This window comes from Paenibacillus silagei (genome assembly GCF_017874735.1).
GTDB lineage: Bacteria > Bacillota > Bacilli > Paenibacillales > Paenibacillaceae > Paenibacillus_AQ > Paenibacillus_AQ silagei.
Genome location: NZ_JAGGLV010000002.1, coordinates 128,403 through 148,468 on the forward strand (window position 1 = coordinate 128,403; position 20,066 = coordinate 148,468).

26 protein-coding genes are annotated in these 20,066 nt (G+C 48.4%); 7 read left to right on the plus strand and 19 right to left on the minus strand.

Features of this window, described 5'->3' with window-relative positions:
- Positions 1-54: 54 nt before the first annotated feature.
- On the minus strand, positions 55-447 hold the full coding sequence (locus J2Z70_RS03915; protein ID WP_209869630.1) for a VOC family protein: 393 nt from the start codon (positions 445-447) through the stop codon (positions 55-57).
- A 35-nt stretch (positions 448-482) separates the two neighbouring features.
- On the minus strand, positions 483-947 hold the full coding sequence (locus J2Z70_RS03920) for a hypothetical protein (RefSeq protein WP_209869633.1): 465 nt from the start codon (positions 945-947) through the stop codon (positions 483-485).
- A gap of 213 nt (positions 948-1,160) precedes the next feature.
- On the opposite strand from J2Z70_RS03920, the gene J2Z70_RS03925 reads away from it, so the two are divergent.
- Positions 1,161-1,532 (plus strand): iron chaperone, encoded by a 372-nt coding sequence (locus J2Z70_RS03925; RefSeq protein WP_209869636.1) that lies wholly within the window; start codon positions 1,161-1,163, stop codon positions 1,530-1,532.
- A 67-nt stretch (positions 1,533-1,599) separates the two neighbouring features.
- Here J2Z70_RS03925 and J2Z70_RS03930 read toward each other — a convergent pair whose 3' ends face one another.
- From J2Z70_RS03930 to J2Z70_RS03945, 4 genes are all read right to left on the minus strand, one after another.
- A complete protein-coding gene (locus J2Z70_RS03930) occupies positions 1,600-2,097 on the minus strand; it encodes a YcxB family protein (RefSeq protein ID WP_173132894.1) in 498 nt (165 codons plus the stop codon).
- A gap of 74 nt (positions 2,098-2,171) precedes the next feature.
- Positions 2,172-3,095 (minus strand): DUF7638 domain-containing protein, encoded by a 924-nt coding sequence (locus J2Z70_RS03935; protein ID WP_209869639.1) that lies wholly within the window; start codon positions 3,093-3,095, stop codon positions 2,172-2,174.
- 16 nt (positions 3,096-3,111) lie between these two features.
- The gene (locus J2Z70_RS03940) at positions 3,112-4,290 is read right to left on the minus strand and encodes a PTS transporter subunit EIIC (RefSeq protein ID WP_342592989.1); all 1,179 of its coding nucleotides are present in this window, start codon (positions 4,288-4,290) and stop codon (positions 3,112-3,114) included.
- A 63-nt stretch (positions 4,291-4,353) separates the two neighbouring features.
- On the minus strand, positions 4,354-5,910 hold the full coding sequence (locus tag J2Z70_RS03945; RefSeq protein ID WP_036733209.1) for an ABC-F family ATP-binding cassette domain-containing protein: 1,557 nt from the start codon (positions 5,908-5,910) through the stop codon (positions 4,354-4,356).
- 907 nt (positions 5,911-6,817) lie between these two features.
- Here J2Z70_RS03945 and J2Z70_RS03950 point away from each other — a divergent pair.
- The 5 genes from J2Z70_RS03950 to J2Z70_RS03970 all read left to right on the plus strand — a co-directional run bounded on the left by J2Z70_RS03950 (position 6,818) and on the right by J2Z70_RS03970 (position 10,033).
- On the plus strand, positions 6,818-7,456 hold the full coding sequence (locus tag J2Z70_RS03950) for a hypothetical protein (protein WP_209869642.1): 639 nt from the start codon (positions 6,818-6,820) through the stop codon (positions 7,454-7,456).
- A gap of 187 nt (positions 7,457-7,643) precedes the next feature.
- A complete protein-coding gene (locus J2Z70_RS03955; RefSeq protein WP_209869644.1) occupies positions 7,644-8,429 on the plus strand; it encodes a hypothetical protein in 786 nt (261 codons plus the stop codon).
- Between the two features lie 31 nt (positions 8,430-8,460).
- Positions 8,461-8,883 carry a hypothetical protein gene (locus J2Z70_RS03960; RefSeq protein ID WP_209869647.1) on the plus strand — a complete coding sequence of 141 codons (423 nt, stop codon included), beginning with the start codon at positions 8,461-8,463 and terminating at the stop codon, positions 8,881-8,883.
- 20 nt (positions 8,884-8,903) lie between these two features.
- Positions 8,904-9,422, plus strand: coding sequence for a hypothetical protein (locus J2Z70_RS03965; protein ID WP_209869650.1), 519 nt, complete (start codon positions 8,904-8,906; stop codon positions 9,420-9,422).
- 86 nt (positions 9,423-9,508) lie between these two features.
- Positions 9,509-10,033 carry a GNAT family N-acetyltransferase gene (locus J2Z70_RS03970; RefSeq protein ID WP_209870200.1) on the plus strand — a complete coding sequence of 175 codons (525 nt, stop codon included), beginning with the start codon at positions 9,509-9,511 and terminating at the stop codon, positions 10,031-10,033.
- Positions 10,034-10,125: 92 nt separating this feature from the next.
- On the opposite strand, the gene J2Z70_RS03975 is transcribed toward J2Z70_RS03970, so the two are convergent.
- The 6 genes from J2Z70_RS03975 to J2Z70_RS04000 all read right to left on the minus strand — a co-directional run bounded on the left by J2Z70_RS03975 (position 10,126) and on the right by J2Z70_RS04000 (position 15,124).
- On the minus strand, positions 10,126-10,938 hold the full coding sequence (locus J2Z70_RS03975) for an ABC transporter permease (protein ID WP_036733200.1): 813 nt from the start codon (positions 10,936-10,938) through the stop codon (positions 10,126-10,128).
- Entirely contained in the window at positions 10,935-11,957 is a 1,023-nt protein-coding gene (locus J2Z70_RS03980) for an ATP-binding cassette domain-containing protein (RefSeq protein ID WP_209869653.1), read from the minus strand. Before J2Z70_RS03980 ends, J2Z70_RS03975 begins: the two co-directional genes overlap by 4 nt.
- 181 nt (positions 11,958-12,138) lie before the next feature.
- On the minus strand, positions 12,139-12,570 hold the full coding sequence (locus tag J2Z70_RS03985) for a hypothetical protein (RefSeq protein WP_209869655.1): 432 nt from the start codon (positions 12,568-12,570) through the stop codon (positions 12,139-12,141).
- A 152-nt stretch (positions 12,571-12,722) separates the two neighbouring features.
- Entirely contained in the window at positions 12,723-13,295 is a 573-nt protein-coding gene (locus tag J2Z70_RS03990; protein WP_209869658.1) for a GNAT family N-acetyltransferase, read from the minus strand.
- A gap of 219 nt (positions 13,296-13,514) precedes the next feature.
- The gene (locus tag J2Z70_RS03995) at positions 13,515-14,135 is read right to left on the minus strand and encodes an immunity protein Imm33 domain-containing protein (protein ID WP_076081697.1); all 621 of its coding nucleotides are present in this window, start codon (positions 14,133-14,135) and stop codon (positions 13,515-13,517) included.
- Between the two features lie 107 nt (positions 14,136-14,242).
- Positions 14,243-15,124 carry an AraC family transcriptional regulator gene (locus J2Z70_RS04000; RefSeq protein WP_209869661.1) on the minus strand — a complete coding sequence of 294 codons (882 nt, stop codon included), beginning with the start codon at positions 15,122-15,124 and terminating at the stop codon, positions 14,243-14,245.
- Between the two features lie 191 nt (positions 15,125-15,315).
- Here J2Z70_RS04000 and J2Z70_RS04005 point away from each other — a divergent pair, with 191 nt between their 5' ends.
- Positions 15,316-15,849: a CDP-alcohol phosphatidyltransferase family protein gene (locus tag J2Z70_RS04005; protein ID WP_036733195.1), complete on the plus strand. Its 534-nt coding sequence runs from the start codon at positions 15,316-15,318 to the stop codon at positions 15,847-15,849.
- Here J2Z70_RS04005 and J2Z70_RS04010 read toward each other — a convergent pair whose 3' ends face one another.
- The 7 genes from J2Z70_RS04010 to J2Z70_RS04040 form a co-directional block, all read right to left on the minus strand.
- Entirely contained in the window at positions 15,850-16,401 is a 552-nt protein-coding gene (locus J2Z70_RS04010) for a DNA topology modulation protein (protein WP_245367969.1), read from the minus strand.
- The gene (locus J2Z70_RS04015) at positions 16,401-17,144 is read right to left on the minus strand and encodes an N-acetylmuramoyl-L-alanine amidase family protein (protein ID WP_209869664.1); all 744 of its coding nucleotides are present in this window, start codon (positions 17,142-17,144) and stop codon (positions 16,401-16,403) included. The genes J2Z70_RS04010 and J2Z70_RS04015 overlap by 1 nt, the downstream gene beginning before the upstream one ends.
- A gap of 78 nt (positions 17,145-17,222) precedes the next feature.
- Entirely contained in the window at positions 17,223-17,579 is a 357-nt protein-coding gene (locus tag J2Z70_RS04020) for a DMT family transporter (protein WP_036733189.1), read from the minus strand.
- Between the two features lie 2 nt (positions 17,580-17,581).
- Positions 17,582-17,905, minus strand: a complete 324-nt coding sequence (locus J2Z70_RS04025; RefSeq protein ID WP_036733186.1) for a DMT family transporter — start codon at positions 17,903-17,905, stop codon at positions 17,582-17,584.
- Between the two features lie 13 nt (positions 17,906-17,918).
- Positions 17,919-18,452 carry a TetR/AcrR family transcriptional regulator gene (locus tag J2Z70_RS04030; RefSeq protein WP_342592986.1) on the minus strand — a complete coding sequence of 178 codons (534 nt, stop codon included), beginning with the start codon at positions 18,450-18,452 and terminating at the stop codon, positions 17,919-17,921.
- A gap of 131 nt (positions 18,453-18,583) precedes the next feature.
- Positions 18,584-19,720, minus strand: coding sequence for an SGNH/GDSL hydrolase family protein (locus J2Z70_RS04035; protein ID WP_209869669.1), 1,137 nt, complete (start codon positions 19,718-19,720; stop codon positions 18,584-18,586).
- Entirely contained in the window at positions 19,717-19,971 is a 255-nt protein-coding gene (locus J2Z70_RS04040; RefSeq protein WP_036733179.1) for a hypothetical protein, read from the minus strand. The genes J2Z70_RS04035 and J2Z70_RS04040 overlap by 4 nt, the downstream gene beginning before the upstream one ends.
- Positions 19,972-20,066: the final 95 nt, after the last annotated feature.

Sequence of the window (20,066 nt, forward strand, 5' to 3'; positions counted from 1 at the left end):
AGGTTTATTCATCCCGCATCCCCGCTTCTGATTATTATATGGACCCCACTCCGCCTAACGCCAGACCTGCATCCGTTCATCCAGAGTGGAGGTATGCAGCTCCAGCTGAATTCTATCCGGGTCCAGGAAATTCACCGACCAGCCGGTTCCCCGCTGAACAGGTCCTCTGACGATCTCAACGTGATGCTTCTGCAAGATGCCGACAGCTTCATTGAAATCATCCTCTGCGATATAAAAAGCTACATGATCCATCCCGGCGTATTCGCCTAAAGGCTCCTTGGTAACCGTTCGTTCAAGCAGACAGATCCAAGCGCTGCCCCACTCCAAATAGGCATCTATTCGGCCACGATGTCTAACGTTCATCCCCAGAATACCCTGATAGAATTCCAATGAAGCCTGAAGATCGCGTACCTGGAGTGTGATGTGACTGAATCCGGAGACTTTCATTGATTAGTTCCTCCTATTCTCCATCCCTTAGTTAACTACAGCCATCTCACAAACTTCTTATGTACCACTTCGATCTGGTGCCGCTCCGCCCATTCCGTTAGCAACTTTATCCCTTGATCTTCCTGCTCGGGGAATCGAAAACAGTATTTATAAGTAACCAGCAGATTGGCTCTGGGCTTTACTGCGATCACGGGCAGCAAGTAGCCTTTGATGAAAATACACTTAATAGTAGAGGCTTCAATCTCCACATTCTTGATCTGCAGGGCTTCCGGCTTAATCTCTATGTTAAACGCCCTGCTAAAGGTAAACAAACGATATACCATAATCCCTGCAACGGCTATTGCAATTCCGATGACGAGATAGGTCACAATCTGCTCCAACAGAGTCGTCTTATCGACCCGAAGGAAAAAGCTTATCCAGAATAACATCAGGGCAATCACGCTTATAGTCGCTGGCAATTCAGCAGGACGTATGCCCTTGAACACGATCCTCTTCTCCATCCCTATCCCCCTTCTCATTGATTCTGAAGAACAACAAGCTCCTTCTATCATACAGGGAAATGCTGGAATGAGGAAGGGAGCCCTACTCCTTCACCATTCAACACCTCCCATTGTGATGGTTAATCCAATTTATTCATTAAAATTTTTGACTATCCTGCGGCTACAAGATATTATGGAGGGCATTAGGGCTGACATAGATCAGGAGGACGAACCATGGATGTGTTTGCAGAGTATCTGGCGAAGATCGATAATCCGGTCCATCAGGCAACGGTGGAGGAAGTACTCGCCTGGGTGTTGCAGGAGTTCCCGCAGCTCGAACCGAGAATTGGCTGGAACCAGCCGATGTTCACCGATCACGGAACATACATTATCGGCTTCAGTGTAGCCAAAGGGCATATGGCTGTTGCCCCGGAAAAAGCAGGCATGGATCATTTCGAGGAAGTCCTGAAGCAAGGCGGAATAGATCACACCAAGCTGCTGATCCGCATGAAATGGACGAATCCGGTGGATTACGGCCTGCTGAGACAGTTAATCGAGTACAATATTGCCGACAAGGCAGATTGCACAAGCTTTTGGCGGGTGTAGCTGCGGCTAATCATCCGCTCCCGGATACAGAAAAGGACATGCGCGGGTAGCATGTCCTTCTTTTTTGTCACCAAATCACGCCACTGACAATCTTGCGGTGATCTGACACATACGCTCTGAATTTATGCTCCTGTGCGGCATCCTCGAACGATTGCTTCGCAACGAACCAATACTCCTGTGGCCCATGGAACAGCAGATAGTAGCTCTGGTTCTCCCATACCCGGGTGAAAGAGCCCCAGGTCATGACGGACGCGTCCTTCTCCGGACTGAAATTGATCCCCTCTGCATCGAAAAGATATTCAAATTCCTTATTGTACCTTGTATCTGCCGACAATATCTTCGGTAAAAGCAAGGTGCGCATCACGATTGACATTCCCATGGTCAGAACCAGCGTAATCGATATGCCGAGCAAAATGACCGACTGGTTCTGAGTATACAGAATCATGCACACCGCTATAAATACCGCTTGAACGCCAATCGATAGTATAGATTTCCACGAGTGGAAATATAATGCCCGCGCCACCTTGGAAATATGCCGTCCATAATGAAAGCTGATTGTCTCCATCCTGCCACCCTCTATCTCTTCACTTCATCACTTATAGTAGTATAGCATCCAACGCGTAGAAAATCCTGCCCCGTTCACACTTCGCGTGTCTCTTCGGGATGATACAGGATTCGCTGGTAATCCCAATCCTTCGTATCCATATCGCCCAGATACATCCGTTCATGCTCCGGCACAAGCTCATATTTGATTCGGAGCTGCTCCCGGTAGTATTCACCCGGATTCTCCAGATAAGCATAATAGGCAGCCCGGCACGCTTCATGCGCCGTTTGCTCGCCGTTCAGCTGCTTGTGGAGGTTATGCAGCTCTTTGAGCTTCTCCTGTGCATCGGCAGAGTATAGGGCTTCGCCTAATGTAACCTCGCCCAATTGCAGAATATGTACCTTTACAGGAGTATCCATTGTCGTGAAGAAGGTCTTATCTGCAACAAGCGCGTCCAGCTCCTCCAGCGTATATTCTGCGTCAGCAGGCAGGTTATAGACCGCTACCTTTCCGTCCTTGTATATCACAACATCGACCAGGTATACTGCGCCGCTATTCTTCATGAACAGATGGACACTTTTGCCCTCCGTCGTCTGGTAGAACATTTCGCTGTTGACATAGAATTCCGTAGAGGAAGGTGAATGCGCAATCCGGCGCGCTTCACTCTCCTCCTGCTCCCGGTCCGAAATCTCATAGATATTCGTATGGTCCGGGTTCAGCAGGCTCACTGTTTCCTGAATATGCTGGTAATAGCTTGCAGCGTTGTAAGTCCACTTTGCCGACTCTACCGTATACGCACCCAGTCCATGAATGGACAGCTGCTTCCCGGAGGGGACGGCCGGCGTTAACCAGCCTGAATTTATTTTGCCGGATAAGCCCTTAAGATCGGTAAGCTCCCAGCAGTTGACCATGCCGTCTTCGTACACATCTACATTAATATAGAAGTAACTTCCTCCGTTATGGATGATTCCGGGAATGGAAGTCCCTTCCACCGTCTTGGTTCTTCTAATCGCTCTCAAGTGTAATCCCCCTTAGCTAGGATTTGGCAATTGGTTCGACGACTGGCTCCGGTCCAAGCTTCACGCACAGCGTTGCAATCAGGGCAATCAGGAACCCGGTGGTACATGCGATCAGGAAGCCGCCGAACCCGTCCCCCAGATAAGCAGGCAGCGTAGCCAGTCCCGGAAAAGCGAATGAAATCGCAGATGAGCCGAACATCCCGACCATCCCGCCGCCAATCGAGCCTGCACAGCAGACAATAATCATCGGCTTACGCAGCGGCAGATTGACCCCGAACATTGCAGGCTCCGTCACACCAAACAAGGCCGATATCGATGCCGACAGGCTTAAGGTGCGGAACTGCTTGTCTTTGGCTTTGATGAATACTGCCAGCGCTGCTCCCGCTTGGGCAAAGGCAGCAGGACCCATCAGCGCGAGGATCGTGTCTGATCCACCCGTGCTGATGTTGTTGATCGCCAGCGGCACCAGACTCCAGTGCAGGCCGAAGATGACCATCGGCTGAATGATCGCCCCCAGCACCATTCCGGCGCCGACTGAACTGAGATTATACACTGTACGGTACCCGTCTGCCAGGGCGTCACCGGCCAGCGCCCCCATCGGTCCGAATACCAGCAGCGTCACCGACGATACCACGATCACGGAGATCAGCGGAGTGAAGAAGCCGCGGATGACCTCAGGTAGTATTTTGACACAGAATCGCTCGACATAGACCAGCAGACCTACCGCCAGGATGATAGGAATAGCGCTTGCAGGATAATTCACCGGCTTGATGCTCATGCCCATAAACTCAATGACTTCGTTGTTCGCAAATAGTGTAGTCAGACTGGGATATAGCATAACCCCGCCTATAACGACCGCCGTAAAAGGATTGGCCCCAAATTTACGGGCTGCCGTAAACGCCAGCAGCAGCGGAAGGTAATGGAACAGGCTGTCCGCCATGGCATTCAGCACCGTATAGGTGCCTTCGGTCTTGCTGATGAGCTCCAGCGCAACCGCACCTGCGAGCAGACCCTTCATGATTCCTGCCGCGCTCAATATATTAACTATGGGAAGAAAAATACCAGAAATGCCGTCAATAATGATATTGACCAGACTGCGTTTGGATGGCTTCACGACTGTCTCCTCATTCACAACGTTCATATGATCCCCCTGCATTCTTACTCCACTGTAATACGAATGACCCGTAAGAGTCACTTTTTGCAAAGTGCCCCTCCTACGGGTCAAGCTCAATACCGGCGATATTGCCGGTTCGGTTCTCTAGAAGACTTTGGTCGTCCATGATTCGCAATTCCAGGTATCGGTCACGATATCACGGTAGAATTCAGGCTCATGGGAGATCAGCAGAATGCTGCCTTTATAGGCTTTGAGCGCACGCTGCAGCTCTTCCTTTGCATCGACATCGAGATGGTTGGTAGGCTCATCCAGTACCAGCAGATTGCTCTCCCGGTTAATCAGCTTGCACAAGCGTACTTTGGCCTTCTCGCCGCCGCTCAGGACAGCAATTTTACTCTCAATATGCTTGGTGGTCAGGCCGCACTTCGCCAGTGCAGCACGAATCTCGAATTGTGAGTAGGACGGGAATTCGTTCCAGATCTCCTCGATACAGGTGTTGTAATTCGATTCCTTCATTTCCTGCTCGAAATACCCGATCTCCAGCAGATCGCCAAGCCGGGCTGTGCCCGAGATAGGCTGGATCTGGCCGAGAATGCTGCGCAGCAGCGTGGTTTTACCGATCCCGTTCGCACCGACGAGGGCAATCTTCTGACCCCGCTCCATGCTCAGGTCCAGCGGACGCGACAATGGGGAATCATACCCGATCACCAGATCCTTGGTCTCAAAAACCATTTTGCCGGAGGTTCGCCCCTGCTTGAAGTTGAACTGCGGCTTCGGCTTCTCCTTGGCAATCTCAATGACCTCCATCTTATCCAGCTTCTTCTGCCGGGACATCGCCATGTTGCGGGTAGCTACGCTAGCCTTGTTGCGGGCTACGAAGTCCTTCAGATCGGCAATCTCCTGCTGCTGGCGCTTGAACGCGGATTCCAGCTGCGACTTCTTCGCTTCATACACCTGCTGGAAATACTCATAATCGCCGACGTAACGCGACAGCGACTGGTTCTCCATATGGTAGATCAGGTTGATCACGCTATTCAGGAACGGAATGTCATGGGAGATCAGAATGAAGGCATTCTCATAATCCAGCAGATAACGCTTCAGCCAGTTGATATGCTGTTCATCCAGATAGTTCGTAGGCTCATCGAGCAGCAGAATGTCGGGCTTCTCCAGCAGCAGCTTTGCCAGCAGCACCTTGGTCCGCTGACCGCCGCTGAGATCGTTAACATCCTTGTCCAGACCGATGTCGGTCAGACCGAGTCCACGCGCGGTTTCATCGATTTTGGCATCAATCATATAGAAGTCCTGGCTGGTCAGCATGTCCTGAATCGTTCCGACATCCTCCAGCAGCTGCTCCAGCTCCTCAGGGGTCACATCCCCCATCTTGCCGTACATGTCGTTCATCTCTTGTTCCATATCGAACAGATATTGGAAGGCCCCGCGCAGCACATCCCGGATGGATTGCCCCTGCTGAAGCACCGCATGCTGATCCAGATAACCGGCGCGCATCCGCTTCGCCCATTCCACCTTGCCTTCGTCCGGCTGCAGCTTACCGGTAATGATGTTCATGAAGGTCGATTTCCCCTCACCATTGGCGCCGATCAGGCCGATATGCTCGCCCTTCAGCAGACGGAAGGAGACATCCGTGAAGATGGCCCGGTCGCCGAAGCCGTGACTAAGCTTTTCTACATTTAATATGCTCATGAAGTTACACCTTTTCCTTTATTCTATATTCTCGTCATATTATAAAGGCTAACGCGCCACAACTCCAGAAGGTTTCTGAAAAAAGCGGAAAAATACTTACGTAGAGTCCTGTCCGTCAGAGATATTTCATAGTCAATAAAATCGTACACCATCGTGATCTATCCAGACATTTTTTTGCACTGCGTTTTTACGGAAGCCGTGTTTCTTATAGACATGCCATGCTCTGACATTTTTTAGATTGGTGTCAAGTACGATCTTGTGAAGTCCCTTTATTAATAAATAGCGAAGCGGCATCCCAAAAACTGTACTCCTTTATTCAGTTGAATTAACCCGCAAATCTTGATACCAATCTCCGCCACATCTTCTGAAACTGGAACTGCATTAGCACCATCGATTTGCAGAATTAGCCCCCTAATACGGTCAGGAAATTTATGCTCAGAAGATTTGAGTCAATTACAATATTGACTAAAACGATAGCATTCCCTTCATATGGTCAGATACATACAAAAGTTAATTTATCATGAACCGATACGAAACTCAGGATAATTGTGCTAGGTAATTTGGAAGATTATTTTCAACTTATTAGATAATAACTCATAATTCTACCACTCCTACTTAATAGTAATTACATAGCTATAATCAGTCCAATTATTTATACATTAGATGTAATCATATTTAAATGGTAACGAAAAACAAAAATACTTTTATAGTTATACTTTTATTATTGATTGACATCTATAGTATAATAATGGTATTTTTATTGATGTAAGGTGTTTATATTTTCTATATTATTATTTATATTACCATTTATTCCGAAAGTAGGTGGTTTGTTGCCTTAATTGGTTTTAAATTAAACGTTAGTCCTGTCCACAAAAAATTGATACAAAAAGAAAGGGTGCACTTGATAATGAAAAATTCAATAAAAAGAGGAAAAGCTCCAGTTACTAAAAAAGTCTTATCGGTATTCATGGCATGTTCTTTATGTTTCGGATTAAGTTCTACAGCCCTTGCTTCATCAGAATTTAAAGAGACTATTACAATTAACGAAGATGGCGCAGTAGAAACATTTATCGGTAATTATGCAACCAAAAGTATTAATACATCTGATATAGAAAACACTCTTACAAATGACTTCAGTGTAGACAAGATTTCTCCTCAAGCTACATATTCTATCTCTAATATTAGTCAGCCAAGCAGATGGAATTTATTTTCACCTGTCTCAAGTTATGTAGCTTATCCTCTCTCCGTTTCAGCAGCACAAGGAATTACAACAACTGTTAACGCCTCTGTTACGGGCGGTGGAGGAGTAGATATAAAATTTTTGAAGGCTAACATTGCAGCAACCATCGGTGCAAGTGTGGCATTTACAACAACTCAAACCATTAGTTATCCCAATTCTACTCCAGGTACCAAAGGAAGAATCGTCTTAAGATATTCGCAAAATCAATATACGTATACTATCACTAAGTTAGGTGTAAAATATCCAGGTAGCGCTTTCACTCAAGCATACGATGAGTACTATGCTTTACAAACCGTATCACTTTAATTAAATTTGTTACAATTAGTAGAATTAAGTAAGGAATTAAAAATGAGAGTGAATACTTAATATTCACTCTCATTTTGTATTACTACTAGAAGGGTTGCGAAAGTATATGAGGAAGTCTGCAATTATTTTACTTATATTCTTTATCACATTGATATCAGGATGTGAGAATAACAACACAGATATACTAATGAAAAAGTTAGATTTTAACCAAGCTATCGGAGTATATACTATTGATCTAGAGCATTCAAAGGACATTAATCCTTCAATTTTATTGGTTGGGGAAACAAATAAATTGAAAAAAGATGAGCTTAACGAATTAAATGATCAAAATACTTCAATAACCTTATTAAACGGAAAAAAAGAATCTATAAAATTCAATGCAGAAAATATAAAATGGCAAATTTATGATCCCAAATTGTTAGAAGAAGGGTTTTCTGTAAGACTAATCTTTAGCAATATATTAGATTTAAAAGAATCGTTACTTGATAATCTTGCTATTGAACACGAAGATAATAAAAAAATAAAAAAGAATATCAGTCCCATTTACTTACAATTTTATTCTGGTAAGCAAAACGGTCTCTCTATAATGGAATCGCCATTTGCACCCAAAAACAAAATAGAAATAGGAAAGAAATACTCTTACGCATATAAAATTCTAGATTCTAATAAAATTATAACTAATGATATTCGGTCAGAAATTATTTATCCTGATGAAGCAAGAGAATTTATTGAGATTATTAGTGTTAATATTAGTCGTGATGAATACTCAGAGGATCAAATTAAAGAAGAATTTAAAGATAGTGTAGATGAAAAAAAATTAGAAAATATTGCAGTCTACGAAGTTCTATGTACATATATTATTAAGAAACGAGAACATATTGTTTTCCAACCAGAAATCAAGCTCTTTTTTGATCAAAAAGAACAGAGTTTAGCCCCTTTTGAACCAATTGTTTTTTCTAATTTTAAGGAGTAATCAAAATAAAATAAAATTGGAGGAGATAAATATGTCATTTATTAAAAAATTTTCTATAGTTTTAGTATCTTTAACATTGTTTTCAGGGTGCGATGGTAAAAACTCTGATTCACCGAATAATAAAACTTTAAATGATGAAGAGTATAATTTGACAATTACTAATAACAGTCCATTATTTTTGAAAAGTGTAGTTGTGACTGTAGATGAAAAAGACGACACACACATCAATTCTCAAATTGATAGTAATATCAAGTTTGGTGAAGTCGCAAAGTTCAGGATCAAAAACGGAAATCACAGTTTCAAAATTACACTCAATCCCAAAAAGAACTACTCTGTAAGTAAAGAGGTTAGTGAAAAATTCGAACAAGGCAAAGTAATTAACTATCAAGTAGAAATCGATAGAAATGAAGTCACTATTAATAAACAAACGGACAAGGGGACATCTGGAGAGTAACCCTAGTTAGCGGGGGTAAGATGAGAGGAATTAAGGGAATAGGAATTAGTGCCGTTAAATACGCACTCCTAAATTTCATGCTGGTCATAACCAACTTATTATTATATGCTTCAGGACCGGATGGGGGCGGAACCGGGGACCGTGAGGAAGGGCTGATGTTCTATCAGATGTACTTCATCTGCCTGCTTGCGGGATTTGTCATCTATGGAGTATGGTCCGTTACAGCAGGCAGATTTGAGAAAAAGACAAGAGGTCTAACTGCTATTCCTGTGTTATTATCCTCCGTTTGTATCACCAGTGTATTAATTTATGCTAACCGCAGGTACAAGAACCTGTATGATGGCGAGTTTGTGAATGACGGAGGGTCCAAGGTCCTGGCACTCTACGCAGATACTTCCCTGTACCTCGTATACTTCCTTCTGCTCTTCGCTGTTTGCGTCAGCGTGCTTGGAATTGTTAAGCGGAACAAATTATCTATACTGGGGCTTTTGCTGAATCTATCGCTGCTAGTACTCTTAAGCCTAATACAATTTGTATAAAACAATACTCTCCATTCTCGCGGAAATCATGGCATGCTACGATGAAGCTACGCTCATTTGGAATCATGGAGGTGTAGAGATTGTATATGCAACAAGGTAACTTGGTCATCCGGGATGCAGCTGTGGCTGACGCTCCACTGTTATGCAACTGGTGGAACGATGGAGAAGTCATGGCACATGCCGGATTTCCTAAGGGCTTAGGAATTACTGAACAAGAGGTGTTAACCCAATTGCAGACCGGGAGAGACTCTGAACGGAAAGGCCGTCTGATTCTTGAAATCGATGGTGCTCCCGCAGGTGAAATGAGCTACAGTGCGGTTTCTGGACATGTGGCGGAGATGGGGATTAAAATCTGTAATTTCAATCAACAAAACAAAGGGGCAGGCACAGAATGTTTAGGTATGCTGGTCCGTTATTTGTTTGAAACACAGGGGTTTCACAAGATCATACTGGATACGAATCTTAAAAACACCAGAGCGCAGCATGTGTATGAGAAACTCGGCTTCCGAAAAATAGCGGTGCGAAAGAATGCCTGGGCAGATCAGCATGGGGAATTACAGACTTTTGTTGACTATGAGCTATCCCTAACGGAATGGACTCAAAATTCCTGAACGTGACTGGTCACATTGTGTTCAGTTTTTCGCATACAAAAAAACGCCAACCGATGCATCCCTGCATTCGTTGACGTCTTACTGAACCAGACTTACGTCCGGCGCATATACGCACGCACGGTAATCGGAGCGAAGACCGCTACAATCACAGCGGCTCCGATCAGGGAGTAGACCAGATCACTGCCTACCGTTCCATGGTTCACCAGTTCACGGACAGCAGTGACCAGATGAGAGATCGGATTGTTATTCACGAACCACTGAAGCCATTTCGGCATCGTATCAACCGGCACGAAGGCATTCGAGAGGAAGGTTAGCGGGAATAACACGATCATTGAGATCCCCTGAACACTGGATGCTGTGCGGGCGATCACACCGAAAAAGGCAAAGATCCAGCTGATGGCCCAGGAGCATCCGATGACCAGAACCGCCGCCAGGGCAACCCCGCCGATGCCGCCTTCCGGCCGCAAGCCCATAATGTAGCCCATTACGAAGGTGAGTACCGTAGCAATCGTGTAGCGTATAGTATCTGCTAACAGTGCCCCTGCGAGAGGGGCAATCCGGGCAATCGGCAGCGATTTGAAGCGGTCGAACACCCCTTTTTCCATATCCTCCCGTAGCTGGACACCGGTAACGACGGAGGTCGTGATTACGGTCTGTACCAAGATTCCTGGAATAATTACCGGCAGATAACTTGCCACATCCCCGGCAATCGCCCCGCCGAAAATATATGTGAACATCAAAGTGAAAATAATCGGCTGAAACGTGACGTCAAACAATTGCTCCGGTGTACGCCGGATCTTGAGCAGTCCTCTGTAAGCCATCGTAAAGGAATTACGTACCACTTGGCCGAAGCTGGTATGGTTTTTCAAATTACGGTCTACACCCGGCTTAATTAAAGTACTCATGCTAATACTCCCTCCTTCTTCTGTGTACTATCCGGGACAAGCCCCGCATCTTCCTTGACGCCATGACCGGTTAGGGTCAGGAATACTTCATCCAGCGTTGGCTTCTGCACACTCATCTCAAGCAGCGGTATACTTGCTTCACGAAGTGCGATCAGCAGATCGGTTACCCGGTCCACGTTCCCCATCGGTGCGATAATTTTGGCTGCTTCTGCCGACAGGTTAGAGCGTACCTGAAGCACCTGCTCCACAATCTGCCGCGCCTTCAGCAACTGCTGCGGATGGACCACCTTCAGGTGAAGCGAGGAGCTGCCAACCGAGCTCTTGAGTTCATCAACGGTTCCCTCTGCGACCACCTTACCGGTATCAATCACGGCAATTCGGTCCGCCAGCTGATCCGCTTCTTCAAGATATTGGGTCGTCAGCAGGACCGTTGATCCCGTATTCACCAGCTTGCGGATCGTCTCCCACATCTGATTGCGCGTCCGGGGATCAAGCCCCGTTGTCGGCTCATCCAGGAAAATGAGCGGAGGCTGCGCAATCAGACTGGCCGCCAGATCCAGACGCCGGCGCATCCCGCCGGAGAAATTCTTCAAGGGGCGCTTGGCGGCTTCCGTCAAGCCGAATTCCTCCAGCAGGTCAGAGGCCTTGCTGCGAGACTCCGCACGCCCCAGGCCATGCAGCCTGGAGAAGATGATCAGATTCTCAGTCGCGCTAAGCGACTCATCCACTGACGCATATTGACCCGTCACTCCGATTAACTGACGCACGATCTGCGGTTCTTTTGCCACATCATGTCCGAAGATACGCGCCGAACCTGCGTCAGGCCGAAGTAGGGTCGCCAGCATGCGAATTACGGTTGTCTTCCCGGCACCATTGGGACCCAGCACCCCATAGATCATTCCTGTGCCTACTTTGAGATCTACACCATCCACGGCACGGTTGCTCCCGTAGATTTTGACCAATCCTTGCGCCTCAATGGCATAGCTGCCGCCCTGCCCTGCTGATTGTGTCTGCTTCATGCTTTATTCCTCCTTGAATGCTGAATCTATAAGGATAGTAACCGACATATTTAAACTGAATTTAAACCTCCTTCTACTCTGTCCGGTTGCTGTTTCCCTATCCCATTAAACCAAAAATCCGATCCTTTGGGATCGGACTTGCGGAGTACGCTTGCAGTCGTACCTTTATATGCAGTTCTCCTTAGTCATAGCCGCCTTCCGCTTCGGGCAATGCCTGGTACTCTTCTTTACCCGCTACGATGTCCGCGATGAAGTTCCGCAGCTCCAGCAGCTTTTCTGCATCTTCCGTAAGCTCACAATTCTCGCCGGACCAGGACCAATTCCGTGTGAACCCGTTTACGGTGATCCTCCAGCTGTCTTCCTGGTAAGGGACCACCGCGCAGCCCTGCTTGAGGGACACAAGCTCCAGCTTCCCCATGATTCGGATGCCTCTCATCCGCTCATAGATGCTGCGCATTTCATCTTCGGTCAAATTAATATCCGCTGTGGCTGTTCCGTTCATGATCAGATCTTTTACCACGGTATCCTGATACGTATTGATCTCATTCTTGGTGACCTCTCCATACCCGTACCGGACGAGAAAATCGAAATCAGCAGGCATGTCTTCAGGCATCTCTCCCAATACCTCCGGCCGCTCAGGGGTAAGTTGTGTCTCCTTATTCGTGTTACAGCCAGCTATGAGCAGTACGACCAGCAGTAAGTAATATATGTGCTTCAGGTCGGTCCCCTCCACAAGTGAATTTTACAAAAGTACAGCATCCAATCTTAGGTATTATAGTTGTAGGCGGCTAAATATTTCGCAATGACTTCCTTACTCTCATGCCACCACAGAATAGGAACTTCGCCAACCTTCACCAGACCTAACTTAACGGCCAGATGATTGGAGCCAGTATTGCCGGTATCACAATCCCAATATATTGTTAGCTGCCGCTGACGGCTAAGCGCTATGAATTCTTGACACAGTCTGAACGCCAACCCTTGATTACGGTATTCCTTGTGCGTGATGATATCCGGTTCAATATAGCCGCCACCCACATAAAAAGTATTACAAGCGCTTACAAATCCGCTCTCATTCAAATAACAATAACCAAATGCCCTGTCCAGATAGGTCTCAGCCGAAGTCCACAGTAATCGGTAACTATCGTCCATCTCCTGAATGTAGCGTCCAAACAACTGCTCATCGATGCTAGTTAAAACAAATTCTCCAGAATCCTCCTGAATGTCAGCAGGAGCTTTAGCGTTACTGTTCATCTTATAATGTGTTCTACTGAGCTCCACTGTGTTGTCTTTCAAAGGTTCTTTCAGCACCGCAAGCCATTGACTGGAGGAGAAGTACAAATCATAGAAATTCGCGTGATTGGCCGGATTGGCATGAATTCTCCTTCACTATGCGCTAAAAGATGCTTGATTCTACTATACTCACTAGGCTGTAATTCAATCATTCTATTCCTTCCTCTCAGTTAATTACCTGTTATGTATATCTGCCCTTCTGCCCTTCTCCTAGTAAAAAAGGCCGGGGCCACAGTCACCTGTGTCCGCCAGCCTAGTATATCATGCTTACCGCCAATTCTTCACTTCTACCCACGCGGCACCCGGTCCGCTCCGTTCAAACGCTGTACCCACAGCTCCTTTAAAAGGCTCCAGCAAGCTCGGGTCCCGGTCGATCAGATCATACACATTCATGATGGCCGTATTCTTCGGGTCGCTCAGATAAGCGTTATCTTCTTCTCCGGTGAACAGCCGCCAGCCGCTGTCCTCCTCACGGGTAGGGGCCTCCCGGTACATCCAGCGCACACCGTTGCCTGGCGTCAGGCATTGCCTGGTGACCATACCCGCCTTCTCCCCGGCTTCGACCCATGCCGGATCTCCTTCTCTAAGAATCGTCTGGGCGATATGTCTGGGCTCGAACTCCACCGGATCTCCGAGCTGGAGCGACTGGATAACCCCCGGTGTATTGGTCAACAGCCCCGTGTACCGCCCGGTAACCGGATCTCTCCCGGTGATCTCCACCCACATCCGTTCAGCCCGTGGCTGCCCTTCAGCCGGTTGGGTCAACATGAAGTGCAGCCGCACCATTCTCCCCGTACCCTGTGTCTCCCGTTCCTGTCTTGCAGGAATAAAGAACGACTCAGGATGTAGCCTGCTCGTCTCTTCCACATCTTCCAAAGTCCACTCCATGAAGTATGCCTCCTAGTTAGTTATACTAGACTACCATTACCCAATTGTAGGAGGCACTATTCATTCTGACTGGAAGCCCTGTCCGCTCTGGCTGAATACCTGCACCGTTAACGGCGCACTGCTTCCCGCACCGGAATCCATATTTCACTTTTAAAAGTTGGTGAGTGGGTATCCTTGCTTTCGTTCCACAGAAGCTCCGGCCCTTCGACCTGCTCGTAATTGGAAGAGGGGAACCATTCGGAGTAGATCCGGCCCCAGACATTCTGGAGCGTGTCCGGAAAGGGACCCACCACTTCGAACACGGCCCATGCAGACGCTGGAACCTCCAGCTTGGCGTAGGACGGCGGGCATTCCTGCGTGGTAGCCACTCCGATATAATGATCCAGCTCCCCCCGTTCCTCCATCCGGCCTTCGGAGAAATTCAACGACGAGCTGATTAGCCCTGACGGAACCATATCCGACAGCCCCTTCAGCTCCCCTATCATCTCCATGCTCAGACTCTGCCACATGGCGGCGATCTCCGGGTTCACCCCGCTGAACTGGATAGCTACCCTTTTCTTGAGTCCAACGATCCGAAAAGCCTCTTTCTCCTCAATGCGGTAATTCATTTCACTGCCTCCTCTAATGGTTAACTGAAAAGTCATTCGAGGAAAGGCCTTCAGGGGTGTCCCTGCCGATCTTGCTTCTGAAGGCGTTACGCCATGAAGCTGCTGAAAGGCTTTTGTGAATGCATCCGGCGAAGTGTACCCGTACTCCAGGGCAACATCAATAATCCGGTGCTGGCTTCCCTGCAGCTTGAAGGCAGCCAGCGTAAGACGTCTGCGGCGGATATATTCCGAGAGCGGGATACCGGCCAGGAAGGAGAACATCCGTGTAAAATGATACTCCGAGCATAACGCGAAGCCCGCAGCCACTTTTATATCGATCTCGTCGTCCAAGTGCTCTTCAATGTAGAAGAGTGCAGCATTCATATCTTCCAGCAGGTTCATCGTGTCCCTCCCTTTCCTCCCCATCAGAGTAACAGCTACGCAGGGAATGCATCCGACAGTTCCTGCACCATATTAACGGGTACTTTCTTATTCAAGACAATCGGCAAATTTAGAGGCATAATGAAGCATAGAATATATACGAATAAGCTAGACAGGAAATCCCCATTACACGGTTAAAAAGGGAGGTTGCCATGAAGCTTGTCCCCAACTGCATCACGCTCAGCCGAATCGGGCTGGCTCTTCTGCTGCTGTACCTGGCGCCGCTGGGCACGGGCTTCACTTTAGTCTACCTCCTGTGCGGAATTACCGATATGCTGGATGGCCCTATTGCCCGAATGACTGGTACGGTTAGCAGCTTCGGTGCCAAGCTCGATTCCGTGGCCGATATGACGCTGGCAGGCACTGCACTCTATACCTTATATCCGTTCCTTGGTCTGACCCTCGGCCTCATCCTGTGGATCGCGCTGATTGCCGTCATCCGGGGAGCCTCCATCCTGACCGCTCTGCGCAAATTCAGCACCTACGGCAGCATTCATACCTACGGCAACAAGCTGGCCGGACTGCTGCTATTCCTTACACCTTTGCTGCTTCCCTATGTGAATCAGGCAATCTGGACAATAGTTGTATGCTTAGTAGCCACTCTATCAGCAATCGAGGAACTGATCCTGCTTCTGATCTCAAGTGAGCTGCAGTTGGACCTTAAGGGACTGTATGTGCGGCGCTGATTAGCATTCTGCAAAGCGATGAAGCAACTCCTTGACCTGCCGCCTTGTATTTACGATCAGCACTTGCTGGTGAGCTCCGGTCTGCTTGAGTCTCTCCAGGGTGACAGCACGGCTTCGTGCCTTATAGTTCCAGACCCATTTCACAAATGCCCAATCGAGCTTCTCCGGGCAGCCTTCGTTCATATCCGGTCTAGTCTGGTTATGGTACATAAGACGACGCTTCACAATCCGGTACATACACAATATCCGGGGTAAATCCAGAAAAATAATGACATCCGCACGCTTAATCCTTAGCTCCATGGTCCTTGAATAATTACCATCTATAATCCATTGCTCCTGGTCGGTGTATTGCCGCACCAGTTCGTCCCACTCTTCTTTTGGCTTAGGAACCCAGTCCGGGTTCCAGAAATGGGCATCCAGATGTACGACCGGCAGATGAAGAAGGCCGCCAAGCTGACGGGCCAGGGTAGACTTGCCTGATCCTCCTGATCCGAGAATTAAGATCCGGTTCATAAGCTTCTCCTTGTGCATTTTGACATCGTGGTGATCCATCACTCCAGCCCTAAATACTCTCTTATCCCATCTACAACAGCGGAGGCCACGCTCTCCTGGAATCCGGAGGTCCACATCTTCGCCTCGTCACCGGGATTCGTTAAATAGCCCAGTTCCAGCAGCACCGACGGCATTACCGTATCGCGCAGAACGAAGTAATTCCCTTTCTTCACGCCGCGGTCTTTGAGACCGGTAGCTTGAATGACATGCTTATGTATAGTCTCGGCCCAAGCCAAGGATTCTTCATGATAATAAAAGGTTTCCGTACCCGATGCTGATGCCTCCTCATAGGTATTGCCATGAATGGAGATGAACAGGTCTGCGGCCAGGTTGTTGGCGAACTGGGGCCGGAACAGCTCTTGTGAGGAGATAAAAGCATCCCCGGTCCGGGTAAGCAGAATCTCAAGCTGCGGGTCCTGCTCCACCCGGGCTGCGATTTGCTCTGACAGGCTAAGATTGAAATCCTTCTCCAGGCGTCCACTGACGGAGACTGCCCCGGGATCTTCACCGCCGTGACCCGGATCTACCACAACCTTATAGACCTTGCCCAGGTAGGGCTGGCTGCTGCTCTGCGGTTGATCCGATCTGGCAGCATGCACATGGAGCGCTGCATCCTCAGCCGGACCTGCACTTAGGCTGGTATCGGCAATCCTCCCGCCAGAACCGCTGCCGGTGCCATTGCTACATGCCGCCAGCAGTAATAGGCTGAGCCATATGGCGGCTATCAGGTACATTTTCCTCATTCCGGTTGCTCCTTCTCGCTCACTTCCTGCACGTTGCCTACTTCCATTTCAGCATACCGGAGGCTTGATAAGCAAGACCTAATTCTCCGTAGCTTCAGGGGCGTTTTCCCCGCCAGCCTTATCCGGTGAATTCAGCAGCACCAGACCCCCGATAATAATCAGCAGACTAATGCCGGTGAGCAGATTGAACGGATCATTCCAGATCAGAATGCCGATCAGTGCTGTCAGCGCTGTCCCCACGCCAGACCAGATGGCATAAGCCAGGCTCAGAGGTATGGTGCGAAGACTGATTGATAAGCAGTAAAAAGCCAGGCCCATTCCAAGCACTACTCCGATCGACGGCAGCACACTGCTGAATCCATCGGAGAGCTTAAGCATAGTCGTACCGAAGATTTCTGAAATAATAGCGATGCTTAGCGCTAAGTAACCTCTCATCTCTACACCCCCGTTGACAGCTTCAGCAGAACCACACCGCCAATGATGAGGATTAAGCCTGCTATTTTTCGCACATTCAGACGTTCCTTATAGACCAGCACGCCAACCAATGCGGTTAACGCCGTTCCCACGCCAGACCAGATGGCATAAGCTGTCCCGAGAGGGATTTCTTTCAGCGCCAGTGACAGATTGAAGAACGCCAGGCCCATGCCAGCGACCACCGCAATGGAGGGAAGGAGCTTTTTGAACCCGTTGGATGCCTTAAGCATAGAGCTGCCGAAGACCTCACTCACAATGGCTAAGGATAGTAAAACATAAGCATTCAATGGGACTACCTCCTTAATGGATCATTTCATTTAATTTCCGGATGACCTTATCACGCATATCATCACTGATCTCGCCGATCCCGAATACCTCCGATAACCACAGGCCGTCTACAGCCAGCCGGACAATGGAGCCAATTACCGGGTCCAGCCCGTCATTCTCGATGTTCTCTTGCCAGACGGTATAATGCTTCCTTAATTCATCCAGCAATTCACCGTTTGTAAAAAGCGCTGCGTTAAGCGCAACATTCATGTCCTGCCCATCCTTATCAGCTTCAACGGTAGACTGCAAATAAGCACGGCTCCACTTCCCTTGCTCCCGTGTATCCTGGGCCGCCCTCTTCTGGACATCCGCAACAAAATCATTAGTGATGCCTGAGACCATACTGTAGATTAATGCGTCTTTATTCGGAAAATGGTGCAGCAGACCGCCCTTGCTCACTCCTGCTTCAGCAGCCACCGCTTCAAGTGTAAGCTTCTCAATTCCGCTATTCTTAACAATCGTTGAAGCTGCAGCCAGAATCAGACTGCGTTTGGAATTACTGTTCACCATCATCACCTCGTCATTTACTATACCGTCCAGACGGTTTGTTTGTCAAATAGATGAATTGCAGCTCAAAGCGCTCATCAGCTGATGAGCGCTCCTGCAACTTATACTGTTCAATGGATATGCCGTTACAGTTAAGACCCTAACAAAAGTCCCCGGATATAGCCGCTTAACTCCCTTGCAGTCTGCTCGTGCGCCGGCAGGCCCGGATGGGTCCGCGCTCCCATCGTTTCATTCGTCACATTCGGCAGCTGGAACACCGACACGTTCTTATCGCCCGTAGACCTCATGTATCCATCCACCGAACGGTAGATCGCCGGCATCAGGGAGAGGCCCAGCATTCCATACACCCAGAGAAGATGCGCCTCGGGGTTATAGCCTCTCAGCTTCGCCAGGAACCTCGTGACCGCAGCCTCGAAGGCGGCCAGATCCTCCTGATGATAGCTTCCGTCTTCATTCAGCCGCTGCTTATAGATTCGTCCGGTACTCTCATCAAGCCATTCGGGGGAGTTGAACGCGCCGTCATCATTGGTGCCCAGGTTGACTACCACCACATCCGGCTGCCAGGCCGTAAAATCATTCATCTTATGCGCACCAAGCGCTTCATTACGGGGACCGGTCAGCAGACCGCAGACCTGCTCATAGATGTCAGGAATATTGCCCCCCGGGTTATTATCCCAACTGGAGAGCACGCCCCATCCGCTCTGTGAGATCACCCGGAATTCAGCCTGCACGGATTCGGCAGTGATCGCTGTATAGTTATGAACGCCGCTGAACCAGGCGGGAATCCAGTCCTCTTCACTCTTGGCACCAATGACGCCCTCACCTGAGGTGATACTGTCACCGATGAACTCCAGCCGGTACGGCTTCGCTTCAACAGGCAGGAAGCTGCCGTCTGTGCGGACCGCATGGAACTGAAGATAGGCGCCGGGGTCGCCGCTCATCGCCTGGACCTCTTTTACAATCCGGATATTCTTCACAGTCTCAGGGTTCATCCCTCTGAATACGCAGATCCAGTGCCTTCCGGCATTCACCATCTGTCTGCTGACAGGAACGGAGTTGATCAGCACACTGATCCAGGATTCGTGATGATCGTAACCGGACTCTACTTCAAGCCACAGCTCGGAGGCCCGGAGGTTCACTTCTATCGCACTGCCCGTCCAGAATAACGTCAGGGGGTTAAGCGCTCCGGTCGTTCTGCCATGAATCTTCAGATGCTTGATGTCTGTCAAAGGCTGTACCTGTAACTGCAAATGGGAATTGCTGCTCATTCTGAACCCTCCTGTTTGCTGGCAATTGAGAAGCTGCGGACCTTCATCCACTTCCCGCCTACCCATTCGTCAACGGTGCCTTTCCGCGTTCTGACACAGAACTTATGCGAGGTACCGCGGTCAAAGCCCGTTGCTTCATATAACAGGTCCTCGCCCTGCTGTCCCTTGAAATACACCTGCTTCAGGCCGAGTCTGTTCAATAGTTCCTGCTTCACACTGTCTGTATATTGGCGCGAGAATTCTTTGGTCATTATTGTTCCTCCTGCTTCGTTTATCAACGGTTCAACTTCCCGGATGCTTCTTAGAGAATAACGTATATGCGGCGAACTTTCACCTTTATTTTTCA

Excerpts from the sequence above, each read along its gene's own strand:
- J2Z70_RS03915 (WP_209869630.1), bottom strand. The coding sequence starts at position 447 with ATGAAAGTCTCCGGATTCAGTCACATCACACTCCAGGTACGCGATCTT.
- J2Z70_RS03920 (WP_209869633.1), bottom strand. The coding sequence starts at position 947 with ATGGAGAAGAGGATCGTGTTCAAGGGCATACGTCCTGCTGAATTGCCA.
- J2Z70_RS03925 (WP_209869636.1), top strand. The coding sequence starts at position 1,161 with ATGGATGTGTTTGCAGAGTATCTGGCGAAGATCGATAATCCGGTCCAT.
- J2Z70_RS03930 (WP_173132894.1), bottom strand. The coding sequence starts at position 2,097 with ATGGAGACAATCAGCTTTCATTATGGACGGCATATTTCCAAGGTGGCG.
- J2Z70_RS03945 (WP_036733209.1), bottom strand. The coding sequence starts at position 5,910 with ATGAGCATATTAAATGTAGAAAAGCTTAGTCACGGCTTCGGCGACCGG.
- J2Z70_RS03950 (WP_209869642.1), top strand. The coding sequence starts at position 6,818 with ATGAAAAATTCAATAAAAAGAGGAAAAGCTCCAGTTACTAAAAAAGTC.
- J2Z70_RS03955 (WP_209869644.1), top strand. The coding sequence starts at position 7,644 with ATGAAAAAGTTAGATTTTAACCAAGCTATCGGAGTATATACTATTGAT.
- J2Z70_RS03960 (WP_209869647.1), top strand. The coding sequence starts at position 8,461 with ATGTCATTTATTAAAAAATTTTCTATAGTTTTAGTATCTTTAACATTG.
- J2Z70_RS03965 (WP_209869650.1), top strand. The coding sequence starts at position 8,904 with ATGAGAGGAATTAAGGGAATAGGAATTAGTGCCGTTAAATACGCACTC.
- J2Z70_RS03970 (WP_209870200.1), top strand. The coding sequence starts at position 9,509 with ATGCAACAAGGTAACTTGGTCATCCGGGATGCAGCTGTGGCTGACGCT.
- J2Z70_RS03975 (WP_036733200.1), bottom strand. The coding sequence starts at position 10,938 with ATGAGTACTTTAATTAAGCCGGGTGTAGACCGTAATTTGAAAAACCAT.
- J2Z70_RS03980 (WP_209869653.1), bottom strand. The coding sequence starts at position 11,957 with ATGAAGCAGACACAATCAGCAGGGCAGGGCGGCAGCTATGCCATTGAG.
- J2Z70_RS03985 (WP_209869655.1), bottom strand. The coding sequence starts at position 12,570 with ATGCCTGAAGACATGCCTGCTGATTTCGATTTTCTCGTCCGGTACGGG.
- J2Z70_RS03995 (WP_076081697.1), bottom strand. The coding sequence starts at position 14,135 with ATGGAGTGGACTTTGGAAGATGTGGAAGAGACGAGCAGGCTACATCCT.
- J2Z70_RS04000 (WP_209869661.1), bottom strand. The coding sequence starts at position 15,124 with ATGAACCTGCTGGAAGATATGAATGCTGCACTCTTCTACATTGAAGAG.
- J2Z70_RS04005 (WP_036733195.1), top strand. The coding sequence starts at position 15,316 with ATGAAGCTTGTCCCCAACTGCATCACGCTCAGCCGAATCGGGCTGGCT.
- J2Z70_RS04010 (WP_245367969.1), bottom strand. The coding sequence starts at position 16,401 with ATGGATCACCACGATGTCAAAATGCACAAGGAGAAGCTTATGAACCGG.
- J2Z70_RS04015 (WP_209869664.1), bottom strand. The coding sequence starts at position 17,144 with ATGAGGAAAATGTACCTGATAGCCGCCATATGGCTCAGCCTATTACTG.
- J2Z70_RS04020 (WP_036733189.1), bottom strand. The coding sequence starts at position 17,579 with ATGAGAGGTTACTTAGCGCTAAGCATCGCTATTATTTCAGAAATCTTC.
- J2Z70_RS04035 (WP_209869669.1), bottom strand. The coding sequence starts at position 19,720 with ATGAGCAGCAATTCCCATTTGCAGTTACAGGTACAGCCTTTGACAGAC.
- J2Z70_RS04040 (WP_036733179.1), bottom strand. The coding sequence starts at position 19,971 with ATGACCAAAGAATTCTCGCGCCAATATACAGACAGTGTGAAGCAGGAA.